The sequence below is a fragment of the Lentimicrobiaceae bacterium genome (assembly GCA_020636745.1).
GTDB lineage: Bacteria > Bacteroidota > Bacteroidia > Bacteroidales > Lentimicrobiaceae > Lentimicrobium.
Genome location: JACJXH010000002.1, coordinates 149,636 through 163,141, shown reverse-complemented (window position 1 = coordinate 163,141; position 13,506 = coordinate 149,636). Strand labels below are relative to the sequence as shown.

General features: G+C 41.5%; 10 protein-coding genes. 4 read left to right on the top strand and 6 right to left on the bottom strand.

Annotation, left to right across the window (positions count from 1 at the left end; genetic code table 11):
• Positions 1–4: 4 nt before the first annotated feature.
• The 6 genes from ygiD to H6541_03565 all read right to left on the bottom strand — a co-directional run bounded on the left by ygiD (position 5) and on the right by H6541_03565 (position 6,479).
• A complete protein-coding gene (gene ygiD, locus H6541_03590) occupies positions 5–823 on the bottom strand; it encodes a 4,5-DOPA dioxygenase extradiol (GenBank protein ID MCB9014853.1) in 819 nt (272 codons plus the stop codon).
• Between the two features lie 79 nt (positions 824–902).
• Positions 903–1,622, bottom strand: coding sequence for a pirin family protein (locus H6541_03585; protein MCB9014852.1), 720 nt, complete (start codon positions 1,620–1,622; stop codon positions 903–905).
• Positions 1,623–1,799: 177 nt separating this feature from the next.
• Complete coding sequence (locus H6541_03580; protein ID MCB9014851.1) at positions 1,800–2,336, bottom strand: YceI family protein; 537 nt, start codon at positions 2,334–2,336, stop codon at positions 1,800–1,802.
• A 92-nt stretch (positions 2,337–2,428) separates the two neighbouring features.
• Positions 2,429–3,250: a helix-turn-helix domain-containing protein gene (locus tag H6541_03575; GenBank protein MCB9014850.1), complete on the bottom strand. Its 822-nt coding sequence runs from the start codon at positions 3,248–3,250 to the stop codon at positions 2,429–2,431.
• A gap of 125 nt (positions 3,251–3,375) precedes the next feature.
• A complete protein-coding gene (locus H6541_03570) occupies positions 3,376–4,572 on the bottom strand; it encodes an amidohydrolase (protein ID MCB9014849.1) in 1,197 nt (398 codons plus the stop codon).
• A gap of 80 nt (positions 4,573–4,652) precedes the next feature.
• Positions 4,653–6,479 carry an ABC transporter ATP-binding protein gene (locus H6541_03565; protein MCB9014848.1) on the bottom strand — a complete coding sequence of 609 codons (1,827 nt, stop codon included), beginning with the start codon at positions 6,477–6,479 and terminating at the stop codon, positions 4,653–4,655.
• 247 nt (positions 6,480–6,726) lie between these two features.
• On the opposite strand from H6541_03565, the gene rbfA reads away from it, so the two are divergent.
• The 4 genes from rbfA to H6541_03545 all read left to right on the top strand — a co-directional run bounded on the left by rbfA (position 6,727) and on the right by H6541_03545 (position 13,487).
• Positions 6,727–7,065 (top strand): 30S ribosome-binding factor RbfA, encoded by a 339-nt coding sequence (rbfA, locus tag H6541_03560; GenBank protein MCB9014847.1) that lies wholly within the window; start codon positions 6,727–6,729, stop codon positions 7,063–7,065.
• 23 nt (positions 7,066–7,088) lie between these two features.
• Positions 7,089–7,895 (top strand): class I SAM-dependent methyltransferase, encoded by an 807-nt coding sequence (locus H6541_03555; protein ID MCB9014846.1) that lies wholly within the window; start codon positions 7,089–7,091, stop codon positions 7,893–7,895.
• A 10-nt stretch (positions 7,896–7,905) separates the two neighbouring features.
• Complete coding sequence (locus tag H6541_03550) at positions 7,906–9,147, top strand: ABC transporter permease (protein ID MCB9014845.1); 1,242 nt, start codon at positions 7,906–7,908, stop codon at positions 9,145–9,147.
• 419 nt (positions 9,148–9,566) lie between these two features.
• A complete protein-coding gene (locus tag H6541_03545; protein MCB9014844.1) occupies positions 9,567–13,487 on the top strand; it encodes a T9SS type A sorting domain-containing protein in 3,921 nt (1,306 codons plus the stop codon).
• Positions 13,488–13,506 lie beyond the last annotated feature (19 nt).

Genomic DNA, 13,506 nt, shown 5'->3' with positions numbered 1-13,506 from the left:
CAGATTAACCAATTCTTACAGAGGTCATTGAGATTGACCCCATGATGGTTTTGGTGTTGAAGAAAGAAGCTTCTTCCTTTTCGCCTTTAAGCCCGATGGCATATAGCAATGGCAGGTAATGTTCCGGAGTAGGAACCGCCATATTAAAAGCACTGCCGGCTTTGCTATAATTTATCAACGAGTGATGATCATGTGCCAAAATCAATTGCCTGACCCTGCTATCAGTCTCAATGGCCCAGTCATAACCTTCATCAGACCGGTTCCAATCTATCAAACGCAGATTATGCACAATGTTGCCACTGCCAATAATCAGCACACCTTTTTGGCGAAGCATTGCTAATTCTTTTGCCAGATTATAATGCTGCAAAGGTGTTTTACGATAGTCAAGACTGAGTTGAACAACCGGAATACCTGCGAGAGGGAATAAATGTCTGAGGACACTCCAGGAGCCATGGTCAAGCCCCCATGAATTGTCAAGCTCTATTGCAGTTGCCGATACTAAAGCCTTGATTTCCTTAGCCAAATCAGGACTGCCATCAGCCGGATATTGTACTTCATATAAATCCTGCTTAAAACCACCAAAATCATGAATGGTACGAGGCTTTTCCATGGCAGTAACATACGTTCCGTGAGTTTCCCAGTGTGCTGAAATACAAAGAATTGCTACAGGCAAAGGCATGGTTTCGGCCATAGCCCTCCAACCTGAAGAAAATTCATTTATTTCAATGGCGTTCAAAGGACTCCCGTGTCCCAGGAATAATACCGGCAATCTTTCTGAATCTTTGTAAGTTCCGGCGGCTTTATATAGTGCTTTCAATTCCATAGCGAAGGCTTTTCAAGTTATAAATGGTGATAAAGTAAAGGGCATAAACCCGGCTTCACCTTTCATTGAAATTTATCTTTCAAAACTTTAAAGGCAACTCCATCAGTAAGATTTCAGCATCCTGCGTATTGGCCCTGATGAGAAATTCATGTATATCTGTCATTCCCAATCCGTCGCGTTCTTTAAGTTCAGTCCCGTCAATGCTTACATCTCCATTAATAATGAAAGCATAAACGCCATTTCCGGGCTTTTTTAACTGATATCTGATTAAGAAATCTTTGTCGAATTTCCCAAGATGAAACCATGCATCCTGATAAATCCAGACACCCTCATCCTCTTTATCAGGAGATAGAATTTGCTGAAGCCGGTTATGCCTGTCTTCCGGGTTTAATGAAATCTGATCATACCTGGGCTCAACATTTCGTTGATTTGGAATCACCCAAATTTGAAGAAATTTTACTGGCTTGTCCTTGTTTCTGTTATATTCACTATGTGTAATTCCTTTTCCGGCACTCATTACCTGGATATCACCTTTTTTGATAACAGCAAGATTTCCCATGCTGTCGCGGTGTTCCAAATCACCTTCGAGTGGAATAGAAATAATTTCCATATTGTCATGCGGATGAGTTCCAAAGCCCTGACCAGCCTCAACATAGTCATCATTTAAAACCCTCAGGGCCCCGAAGTGCATGCGGTCAGGGTTGTAATATTGTGCAAAGCTGAAGGTGTGACTGCTGCGCAGCCATCCGTGATTTGCATTACCACGCGTGGCAGCTTTGTGTATAATTGTATTTTTCATGGTTTTGTCTTTATTTGAAAAGATGCTATTGCCGTTTAAGTGTCAATACTATGATTGATCAGACGGTGCAGGTTGAACCGAAAAAACCACAAAGTACATTCACCACTTTTTGCGCAACAATCCCCGCCTTAAACTTTATAATTGGGTAAAGTTAGCTTTGTAACAGCAATTTTAGCTTCAGCTTACTTTCATCAATTGAACTTCCGAAACTATCTTAACCTCTTCACTTACCAATACTCCTCCCGTTTCAAGGGCAGCATTCCAGTTTAATCCCCAATCTTTTCGATTAATTTTTCCCGACAGGCTGAAACCAGCCTTTGTGTTCCCCCATGGATCAGTCATTAACCCTCCAAATTCAACCTTCAGTTCAACGCTCCTGGCAATTCCCTTTATTTGCAAATCACCGGATAAAAGATAAACATCATCAGCCACTTTTTTCATTGACTGCGAATGAAAAGAAATCTGGTCGAACTGCTCAACATCAAAAAAATCGGGGCTTTTCAGGTGAGTGTCACGGTCACTGTTTCCGGTATTGATGGTGGCAGGATTCAGGTTGAAATTAATTTCAGCAGTTGAAAAGTCGACATCATCTGTTAATACTTCACCGTTAAATTGACTGAATACACCTTTTACATTTGAAATCATCAGGTGCTTTACTTGAAATGCTATTTCAGTGTGCGATGGATCAATTGTCCATTTTGTTTTTGTTGCCATTTTTCAATTTTTTTTATAGGTTATTGAATGGCACAAAATTAGTTGAACGGTGCAGGCAGGTGGTTATACATTCAGGAAGAGTAGTGGTACTATCAGGAAATTAAGTCTAAAGCTTGTGTGCGAAAAGCAGTAGGTGTAGCGCCGGTTTTCTTTCTGAACACTCTTGAAAAGTAGGATTTTTCGTTATAGCCAAGCTCAAATCCAATTTCTGAAACAGACTTTTCGGTGGTAAGCAACAATCGCCGGGCTTCTCTTAGTTTACGTGTTTCTATAATTTCTGTTGCACTTTTTCCGAAAACCGATCGGGTAATAAGGTTCAGGTTTCTGGCAGTCATATTTAATTTCTCAGCATAAAACTCCACGCCTTCGGCACGCCTGAAATTATTATCGAGAATACGCAGAAAATTATTGAACGTAATCAGTCTGGGTGTACCGGAAGCTTTATTATCCAGATAATCGCGCTTGCTATCGGTTTCAAGTTTGGCCAAAACTGCACTCAGCAGATGTTGCATTACAGTATAGTCGGGGATAAGTTCAGCGCTCTCCTTGAGCATGATGGTGCAAAGTGAATGCAGGGTTGTACTGCAATAATCTTCACTGAGCTGATAATATACTTTATCAGCAAATGCCGAATAAAAATTGAATCTGCTTTGTGGGACAAAATCAGTTTTATAGCGTATAAGCCATCCTTGTGTTTCAGTATCCGGAATAAAAGAATGTACTTTCCCCTGGGCAATATAAACAACAACCGGTGATTGAAGCTTTTCGGCCATAAAATCAACCGCGTGCGATGGACTTCCATGTGTAATTATCCAGAGCTCCTCGTGGTCATGACGATGAGGTTTATGCGGATTTAATGATAAAGGCTCAAGTATTTCGCAGGTCAGGGGTATAATGGAAATCGGACTGTTCATCTCAGAATTTGTCAGACTTTAGAAAAACAAATTTAAACTGGTATAGCAGCATAAACCCTGAGAGGATGAATTTGTTCTTTTCCGGTTAAAGCGAATTAGGGATGGGAATAAATAAAACGGCCCCCTTATGGCATTAAATTCAGGTTTTTCAGTGCCATCCAGGCCATTAATCCGGCTCCGGTTTCAAGACTTGATTCATCCACATCAAATTTTGAAGTATGCAGATTATGAACAATGCCCTTGCTTTCATTCCTGATGCCAAGCCTGTAGAAACAGGAAGGAACCAGCTGCGAAAAATAGGCAAAATCCTCGGCAGTCATTCGCATATCCAGATCTACAACATTATCGGCTCCAAGATATTCTATGGCAAATTCCTTTGCCTGCGCTGTAACTTCATCGTCGTTGACCAGGTATGGATAACCTTTATCAATAAAAACATCACAGGATCCGCCCATTCCTTCGGCAATAGAGGTTGCCATGCGGGTAATTTTATGATGAGCATCAGCGCGCCAGTTTTCGTCAAAAGTTCGCAGTGTACCATCCAGCTTCACCTCGTCAGGAATAATATTGGTTCTGCCTTCGGCCATAAATCGCCCGAAAGAAAGAACAGCAGGCAAGGCAGGAGGTGCATTTCGGCTAACAATCTGTTGCAGGGCAATGAGTATATGAGCGGCAATCAACACCGGGTCAACATTCAGTTCGGGTGTCGCACCATGTCCACCCTTCCCTTTCACCGTCAGATAAATTTCATCGGTTGAAGCCATATATTTTCCGGGCTTCATTCCAACCTTTCCGGCATCAAGTGTGGGAAGCACATGCTGACCAAACATCCTGAGCGGAGCAGGGTTTTCCATAACACCTTCCTTAATCATCATGGAGGCACCTCCCGGAAACCGCTCTTCTGAAGGCTGAAATATCAGTTTAATGGTTCCTTCAAATTCGTCTTTTAATTCATTCAGAATAATGGCTGCACCAATCAAACTGGTCATGTGCACATCGTGTCCACAGGCATGCATTACGCCCTGGTTTTGTGAGCAATAGGCTGCTTCATTTTGCTCAACAATAGGAAGGGCATCCATATCGGCACGCAAAGCAATTGTTCGTGCACCAGGATTTCTTCCTTCAATCAGACCAACAATTCCATGCTGAGCAATGCCGGCTTTAAACGGAATGCCATAACTACTAAGTTTGGATTGAATATAAACCGAAGTCTCCTTCTCCTGCATTGAAAGTTCGGGATGCATATGTAAATGCCTTCGGACTGCCGTTAGTTCAGGCAATAACGATGCTGCTCTTTGCTTTATTTTGTTGAGGACATCCATGATAAAATCCGGTTAAAAAGTTTAAATAAATTCATTGCAAAAAGGGATAAAAAGGCTTATAAGCATTAACAACCAGCACATTATGCCTGATCAACTGTTTGCAAATCGCTTAATCTTTTATATACTCCATGCCTGGCCATAAGTTCAGTGTGAGTGCCTCTTTCAACAATTTCGCCTTTCTGCATTACAATAATTTCATCGGCATGCTGAACGGTTGACAACCGGTGAGCAATTACCAGCGAGGTACGGTTCTGCATCAGGTTCAGCAATGCATCCTGCACCAAACGTTCTGATTCTGTGTCAAGCGCTGAAGTTGCTTCATCAAGTATCATCACCGGCGGATTGCGCAGTACAGCCCTGGCAATGCTTAACCGCTGCCGCTGACCACCCGACATTTTAATGCCCCGATCCCCAATATTGGTTTCGTACCCTTCAGGCATCTGCATGATAAATTCATGCGCATTGGCAACTTTTGCTGCAGCAATAACCTCCTCTTTGCTAACCCCTTGCATACCAAATGTTATGTTATCAAGAACCGTAGCATTAAACAGAATGGTTTCCTGTGACACAATACCCATTAATCCCCTTACATCGCTGATAACAAAATCGCGTATGGGTTTTCCATCGATTAAAATTTCACCTTGAGTAACATCATAAAACCGGGGGAGCAAATCAGCCATGGTTGATTTTCCTGAACCAGAAGCTCCCACCAGCGCAATTGATTTTCCTTTAGGGATTATCAGGTTAATATTTTTGAGCACATCTTCCTGCTCATAGCGAAACCAAACGTTTCGGTATTCAATCTGTTTTTCGAATTCCTTAACCGGAATGGCATTTTCCTTCTCTGTAATCACCTCTTCGGCGGCTAAAACCTGCTCAATCCTTTCAACCGAAGCAGCACCTTTCTGCACATTATATACGGCAGTAGACAAAGCTTTGATTGGATTAATAATCTGTGAAAACACCGTAATATAAACGATAAAAATAGAAGCATCCATAGACGAATCAGGAGAAAGGATTATTTTTCCTCCAAACCAGATTACAATGACCGATACTACAATTCCCAAAAATTCGCTGAGAGGAGAAGCCAGATCGCGTTTTCGGAACAACCTGACCATAAGCCTGTTGTACTTGTAATTGGTTTCCTTAAAGTTGTTATTTGCCCAGTCAATTGAATTAAATGCTTTGATATTGCGCAAGCCACTGATGGTTTCTTCAATATTGGAAAGTAACTCCCCCATTTTGATTTGTCCTTTTGCAGATGTCCGTTTCAGGCTCCGGCCAATCCGGCCAATAAGACCTCCACTAACAGGGAGAAGTATCAACACCATAAGCGTAAGCTCATAGTTCATCATAAAAAGAGAAATGAGATAGGCAATAATAGTAACCGGATCGCGAAACAACATTTCAAGAGAGCTGAGCACCGACCATTCAACCTCCTGCACATCGGTGGTCATGCGTGAAATAATATCGCCCTTCTTTTTTTCAGAATAATAGGAAAGCGGCAAAATCAGGATTTTATGATAAAGGGCATTTCTAATATCTCTTACCACACCATTGCGCACCTCGGCAATGTAATACATGGCCAGATACCGGAAAAGGTTTTTCAGAAAAAACACCACAATAATTACCCCGCATATGTATGCCAGCGTGGTAAGTTCACCATATTGATCAATCAAACGCCCAATCTGGTAATAAAGATTTTGCTTCAGCACATCAAATTTCCACTCAAATGCAGCAGGCGCCAGTACAGGCTTTTCCAGCTTAAAAAGAATATTTAACACCGGAATAATCGCTGCAAACGAGACCAGGGAAAAAGCAACACTGATGATATTAAACAGAATGTTCAGCAATGCAAAACCCCAATAAGGAATAGCATAACGCAAAACTTTTACAAGATTTTTCATTTTTAAGTGTTTATATTTGAATCTCGAAAGAACTGGCAAAGATAAGAGGTTAAAGACTATAATAATTTCGAATCTCTGTTAAGTTATTCGCCCGTATTTTCAGAAAGTATATTTAGACCTGCCTGTTTATTTAAAAACATCAGCATAAAAACGAGGCTGGCAGCTGAATAGTATTTGGATTTAGCAGACCTGAATTCTTCATTTTTTACTTTTTACTTTAAGCTGGTTAATCCGTACCTTTGTCGCCATGGAATCAAAACGTCAGCAAAAGATAGCCAGGCTTTTGCAAAAAGACCTGGGAGAAATTTTTCGTATAATGGCCCACGACCAGTTGCGTGGATACCTTATCACGGTAACAAAAGTGAATATTACACCAGACATGTCGCTGGCCAGGGTTTTCCTCAGCCTCTTCGGTCCTGGTGAAAAAGATGAGATTTTTAAAGCCATCAACCATCAGAAAAAAGAAATCAGGTTTCAACTGGGTGTAAGGGTGAAAGGTCAGCTCAGAATTATTCCTGACCTTGAGTTTATTATTGATGACTCACTTGATTACATCGAAAATATTGACAAACTGCTGAAAGCATAGGCTTTGGCCAATCAATCTGATTTATGCAATACGACCCGATTAAAAAATCCTTAGGCAAAGTATTTAACAGCACACCCGTGTTGCGCAAGTTGTTTTACCATCTGCTCGACACCCTTTTACTCAGAACCTGGCATATTCATCGCGAAATCAGAAAATGGGCTTCCAACAATGCCGGACCTCGTGAAATTCTGGATGCCGGATCAGGGTTTGGCCAATACAGTTATTTTCTCTCGGGATATGATCGCCAATGGAAAATAAAAGGTGTTGATGTAAAACAAGAGCAAATTGATGACTGCAATGGATTTTTTGCACGTGCCGGTCGCACCAATGCCCGTTTTGAACCAGCCGATCTTACAACATTTACAGAACCCAACCATTATGATCTTATTCTATCGGTTGATGTGATGGAGCATATTGAGGAAGATGTAAAGGTTTTTGAAAATTTCTATGCTTCGCTCAAGCCGGGTGGAATGGTTTTGATATCCACACCTTCTGACAAAGGAGGATCGGATGTGCATGACCATGGAGAAGGTTCTTTTATCGAAGAGCATGTGCGAGACGGTTACAACATTGATGAAATTCAGGAAAAACTCCGGAAAGCAGGCTTCTCGGCAACAGAAGCCCGATACCAGTATGGCTGCCCGGGCAAAATAGCCTGGCGTCTTTCAATGAAATATCCGATTCTGATGCTGGGCTTTTCAAAACTCCTTTTTGTCATTTTGCCGTTTTATTACTTGCTTGTCATGCCATTCTGCCTGATATTGAATTATGCCGATACCCGCATTCAGCACAGCGAAGGTACTGGCCTTATTGTCAGAGCTATGAAATAAACCATAACCCGTGAGATTACCGTTATACATTGCCTGGCGATACCTGAAATCGAAAAAATCACACAACGTGATCAACATCATTTCAGGAATTTCCGTGGCTGGTGTTACCATTGGTACAATGGCTCTGGTTGTGGTTCTTTCGGTGTTTAACGGTTTTGAAAGTTTGGTTACTTCTCTTTTCAATTCGTTTGATCCTCCCCTGAAGGTTAGTCCGGCCTCCGGCAAAACTTTTGACAGTGAGGCCTATCCGTGGGACAAAATAGCCGGCATTCAGGGTGTTAAAGCCCAAACTGCCGTTATTGAAGAGAAAGCTCTGCTTCGCTACGGAACCAATCAGTTTCTGGCCACTCTTAAAGGAGTTGATTCATCTTATTCAACCTGGACGGGACTGGACAGCATGATTACAGCCGGCAGCCTCATGCTTACTTTTAAAGATCAACCCCTTGCCGTGGTGGGACAGGGAGTTGCCTATTACCTGGGAATCAACCTGGATGATTATGAGCAGCAAATAGAAGTTTATGCTCCCAGCCGGACTTCGGCCCCCGGAGCCAATATCAATCAGGCATTTAACCGAATAGATATCAGGCCCTCAGGTATTTTCTCCATCCAACAGGATTTTGACACCAAATATGTTTTGGTTCCGTTATCGTTTATGCGCGAATTACTTTCATACAATAAAGAACTTACTTCTGTCGAAATTGCGCTTAATTCAAACACGGGTTACGAAAGTGTTCAGAAACAGATAAGCAAGACATTAGGACAACAATATAAGATAAAGAACAGGTTTGAGCAACAGGAAACCCTTTATCGTATCATGCGCTCCGAGAAATGGGCCATCTTTCTTATCCTTTCTTTTATTCTTTTAATAGCAACTTTCAACGTAATCGGCTCATTGTCAATGCTTATTATTGACAAACGCCGCGACATCTCTGTTTTACACAGCCTGGGTGCCGACAACAGGCTGATTCACCGGATATTTATGAGTGAAGGAATCATGGTTTCACTCAGCGGAGCCGTTGCCGGACTATTACTGGGTGCAATCATCTGTATGATACAACAAAAGTTCGGCCTGGTCAAAATCAATGCCGAAGGTGGCTCATTTCTTATCAATGCATATCCTGTGCTGATGCAATGGAAAGACTTTGTTTACATTTTTATAACTGTCGTATTGATTGGTACAGCGGCAGCATGGATTCCGGTAAGAAATCTCGGAAAAATAGATACACGGTCGATTACCAGAAATTCCCGCTAAAAAATTCTTGAATTCGTATACAGGATGATCCATGAAATTTGATTGAATTATCGAATTAAAAACCAATGTTAACGCTCATTACAGCTATCTTTAGGTACATAAAAACTCATTTATACATACTAACCATAGCCGGTTACAGTCAAAGCAGGCAGATAAATGACCTGTAATTAATCAAAAAACCAGGCAACCTGCCAGCAAATTAAGTGTCTGTACTTTTTATATGTTATGAATTACATCTCTGTAAATGGTTGATTATAGGGAACAATCTTGAATTATGTTTGTAACATGTAGCATTTCAAATGATTAAATCACTGTTTTTTTTATAAAAAAGCTTGTACCAGTTCATTAATTATATAGTTTTGTGAGTTGCAAAAAAGCCGAGAGGCAAAAATTTAATTAAAAACCAAGGGATAATTCCAATGAAAAAAGCTTTACTTTTTATCGCAATTAGTTTTGCTACAGTAGCTTTGTTGCTTACTGGAAATGTATCTACCGCACAGGTAGTACTAAAACAAAACGGGAAAACCGGAATTTCGGTCGAGCAAACTGACTTTGCCGGAATGAGGGTTAAAAGCACTCTTTCTTCTCTCAACAATCTGGAAGTAAACACCGACAAAGGCTTGTTTACAGAGATTTCAGCCAACGGATACAGTTATGCCGTGGAAGAAGGTTATCCAAAACTTCCGGTAATGCGCAAGCTAATTGAAGTACCGGTAGGTGCGAGCATCGAAATTGATGTTGTTAGCTACGATGTCAGAGAGTATAATCTGAACGATCTTGGAATTAACAGCCGCATTATTCCTGCCCAGGCTCCGGTTGCAAAAAATCAAACGGAAGAAATTCCCCTGCTCATCAACAATAAAGTTTATGGAAGCAACAGTTTTTACGGCAAGGAATTAGCTTCAGCCGAAATCCTTGGTTTTATGCGTGGAACACGCATGGCTCGTCTTGACATTTCTCCTGTAGAATACAATCCGGTAAGTGGTGTAATCAGGGTTTACGACAACCTGGTAGTGAATGTCAGATTTTTGAATGGCAATTACGCTGAAACCCAACTTTTAAAAGAAAAAACCCGCTCTCCATATTTTGGCGGATTAAATGCAACCCTGCTTAACGATATTAAAGTTGGAAACAGTTCACGCGAAAATTTCACCCGCTACCCTATCAAATATCTCATCGTTTCCGATCCTATGTTCCAGGAAACCTTACAACCATTTATTCAATGGAAAACCCGCAAAGGATTTAATGTTGTTGAAGCTTATACCAACCAGCCTGAAGTTGGAACAACCACTACTTCCATTAAAAATTACCTCCAGGGTGTTTACAATGCCGGCACACCAGAAGACCCCGCTCCAACCTTTGTTCTTTTTGTAGGTGACGTAGCTCAGATTCCGGCATTCAGTCAGGGCGGACACGTATCTGACCTTTATTACTGCGAATACACCAACGACGATCTTCCTGAAATGTATTATGGACGCTTTTCAGCCACCAATATTGCTCAGCTACAACCTCAAATTGATAAAACTTTGATGTATGAACAATACCAGTTCCCCGATCCTTCATTCCTGGGTGAATGTGTGATGATTTCAGGTGTTGATGCAGGAAACGCACCCACATACGGTAACGGACAAATCAACTACGGAACTACTTACTATTTTAATGAGGCTCATGGTTTATTAAGTCACACTTACCTTTATCCTGAATCAGGCAGCTCAGCATCCGCTATCATTCAAAATGTAAGCAATGGCGTGGCCTATGGCAACTACACCGCTCACGGAAGTTCAAGCGGTTGGGCTGATCCGGGTTTTGAAATTTCCGACATCCCTGGTCTGCAAAACGATGGTAAATATCCTTTGCTCGTTGGTAACTGCTGTCTCACCAGCACATATAACACCAATTGCTTCGGCGAAGAATTACTCAGAGCTTCACACAAAGGAGCAGTTGGTTATATCGGAGCATCAAACAGTTCATATTGGGACGAAGATTACTACTTTGGAGTTGGTGTTGGTGCCATTATGGTTAACCCCACTTATGAAGCCACTACTCTTGGTAATTATGACCGTGCTTTCCATGATCATGGCGAGCCTTTCAGCGAATGGTATACTTCACAGGGTCAGATGTTATTTGCAGGAAACCTTGCTGTTACCGAATCAGGATCATCAAGAACAACCTATTACTGGGAAATTTATTGCCTCATGGGCGATCCTTCACTTACCATTTACATGGGTGTCCCCGACGAAATGACTGTTTCGTATGAGCCACTTATGCCGCTGCAAACCACCGAATTTACCGTTACTGCCGAGCCTTATGCTTACGTTGCTATCTCTAAGGACGGCGTCCTTTACGGAAGTGCTTTGGCTGATGAATTTGGAGTGGCTGTTGTTACACTTAATCCTATCAGTGTTCCCGGCGATGCTGAAGTTATTGTTACCGCTCAGAACAAACAACCATTTATCGGTTCTGTTATAGTAGCTTCACCTGAAGGCCCATACGTAATGTTGCAATCACAATCGGTAAATGATGCTGGCGCCAACAATAACCAATTGCCTGAATATGCCGAATCTTTTGGTTTCAACATGGCTTTGAAAAATGTTGGTAACTCCGAAGGTGCCAATATTACCGTAACTTTATCAACTACTTCACCTTACGTTACCATTGATCAGAATGTTGAAACATGGCCAAACATTGCCCCTGGTGCAATAGTTGAAATGGAAAACGCTTTTGAAGTAACAGCCTCAGAATGGTTACCTGACCAGACCCCGGTTGTATTTAACCTGGAAATTACCGACGGAACTGAAACCTGGAACTCCAGTTATACAGTAAAATTAAACGCACCTGAACTTGAAGCTTCAAACCTTCTGATTGATGATGCCTCCGGTAATAACAACGGTCGTCTCGATCCGGGTGAAAATGTAATTATCTCTGTTCCTGTTAACAATATCGGTCATTGCGAAGCCCTTGAAACTGTTTCACATTTATTTACCGACAGCGATGGCATCGCAATTGATTTCATTGAATATCAGATTGGAAATATCCCGGGAAGCGAAAGCATGAATGCTGTTTATAACGTTTCAATTAGTCCTGATATTGAAATCGGCACCAGCATCAACCTTTACTTCACAGCATCAGCCGGATTATACAATGTATCAAAATCTTACACTCCATCAGTAGGTCTGATTATTGAAGATTTTGAAACTGGTGATTTTACAGCCTTCGATTGGGTAAATTCCAGCACAATCCCTTGGACCATTACGAATTCATCCGTTAACAGTGGAACATTTGCAGCCAAATCAGGCGCAATCTCTCACAATGGAAGTACCACCCTTCAAATTACCATGGAAGTGGCTGCTGCTGATAATATTTCTTTCTCAAGAATGGTTTCAAGCGAAAGTGGTTACGATTATCTTAAATTTTACATTGATGGCACTGAAAAAGGTTCATGGTCGGGCGATGTAGCCTGGAGTGTTGTTTCAGTTCCTGTAACAGCAGGTACACATACTTTCAAATGGACTTATTCAAAAGACAACAGCGTAAGCAATGGTCAGGATGCCGCATTTATTGATGATATCTTATTCCCGTCAGGAAATGCAGGTGGAAGTTCAACTGAGCTTACTGCTACAGCTTTTGCTTATCCGGCCCAACTTTGTATGGGAGGCTCAGGTCAGCTTTTCGCTTTTGTAAAAAATGCTGACGGAGACGTTACTTACAGCTGGACTCCTGCTGAACTCTTAAACGATGCCACTTTGTTTAACCCAATTGCCACTCTCACCGAATCAACAACATTCCAGTTAACCATTGCTGATGGTTTAGCCACTGCCAATACTGAACTGGCTCTTGAAGTTATACCTGTTCCGGAAACCCCGGTAATTGAGCAAAACCAGAACCAGTTAATTTCTAGTGCTGCAGAAGGCAATCAATGGTATAACCGTGAAGGTCCAATTGAAGGAGCTGTTGATCAGATATTTGAACCAGTTGTTTCTGATTATTACCATGTGGTTGTTTCTTCAGCTGCTGGTTGCGAATCAGAAGCTTCAAATGAAATATACATGACTGTTGTGGGCGTTGAAACAGTGGATGCTGAAAATGCACTTGTTTTATATCCAAACCCATTCCGCAATCAGCTTCACATCAATTTCAACCTGAAACAGGCCAATTCGGCAAAAATCAGTGTTGTAAATCTCCTCGGACAAGAAATTATGCAACTGGGCAATTATACTCAACTTCAGTCAGGTTCACATTCTTTAACCGTTTCTGCTGAAAATCTGAAACCCGGAATTTATTTTATCAAACTGGTTTCAGGCGATTTTTCTGCTGTACGTAAAGTCGTTTTGTCTGAATAACAACCCATAAAATCACAAC

Bases quoted from the DNA above. Each gene is read 5' to 3' on its own strand.
- H6541_03555 (MCB9014846.1), top strand. From the start codon at position 7,089: ATGCAATACGACCCGATTAAAAAATCCTTAGGCAAAGTATTTAACAGC.
- H6541_03570 (MCB9014849.1), bottom strand. From the start codon at position 4,572: ATGGATGTCCTCAACAAAATAAAGCAAAGAGCAGCATCGTTATTGCCT.
- H6541_03580 (MCB9014851.1), bottom strand. From the start codon at position 2,336: ATGGCAACAAAAACAAAATGGACAATTGATCCATCGCACACTGAAATA.
- H6541_03585 (MCB9014852.1), bottom strand. From the start codon at position 1,622: ATGAAAAATACAATTATACACAAAGCTGCCACGCGTGGTAATGCAAAT.
- H6541_03545 (MCB9014844.1), top strand. From the start codon at position 9,567: ATGAAAAAAGCTTTACTTTTTATCGCAATTAGTTTTGCTACAGTAGCT.
- rbfA (MCB9014847.1), top strand. From the start codon at position 6,727: ATGGAATCAAAACGTCAGCAAAAGATAGCCAGGCTTTTGCAAAAAGAC.
- H6541_03565 (MCB9014848.1), bottom strand. From the start codon at position 6,479: ATGAAAAATCTTGTAAAAGTTTTGCGTTATGCTATTCCTTATTGGGGT.
- H6541_03575 (MCB9014850.1), bottom strand. From the start codon at position 3,250: ATGAACAGTCCGATTTCCATTATACCCCTGACCTGCGAAATACTTGAG.
- ygiD (MCB9014853.1), bottom strand. From the start codon at position 823: ATGGAATTGAAAGCACTATATAAAGCCGCCGGAACTTACAAAGATTCA.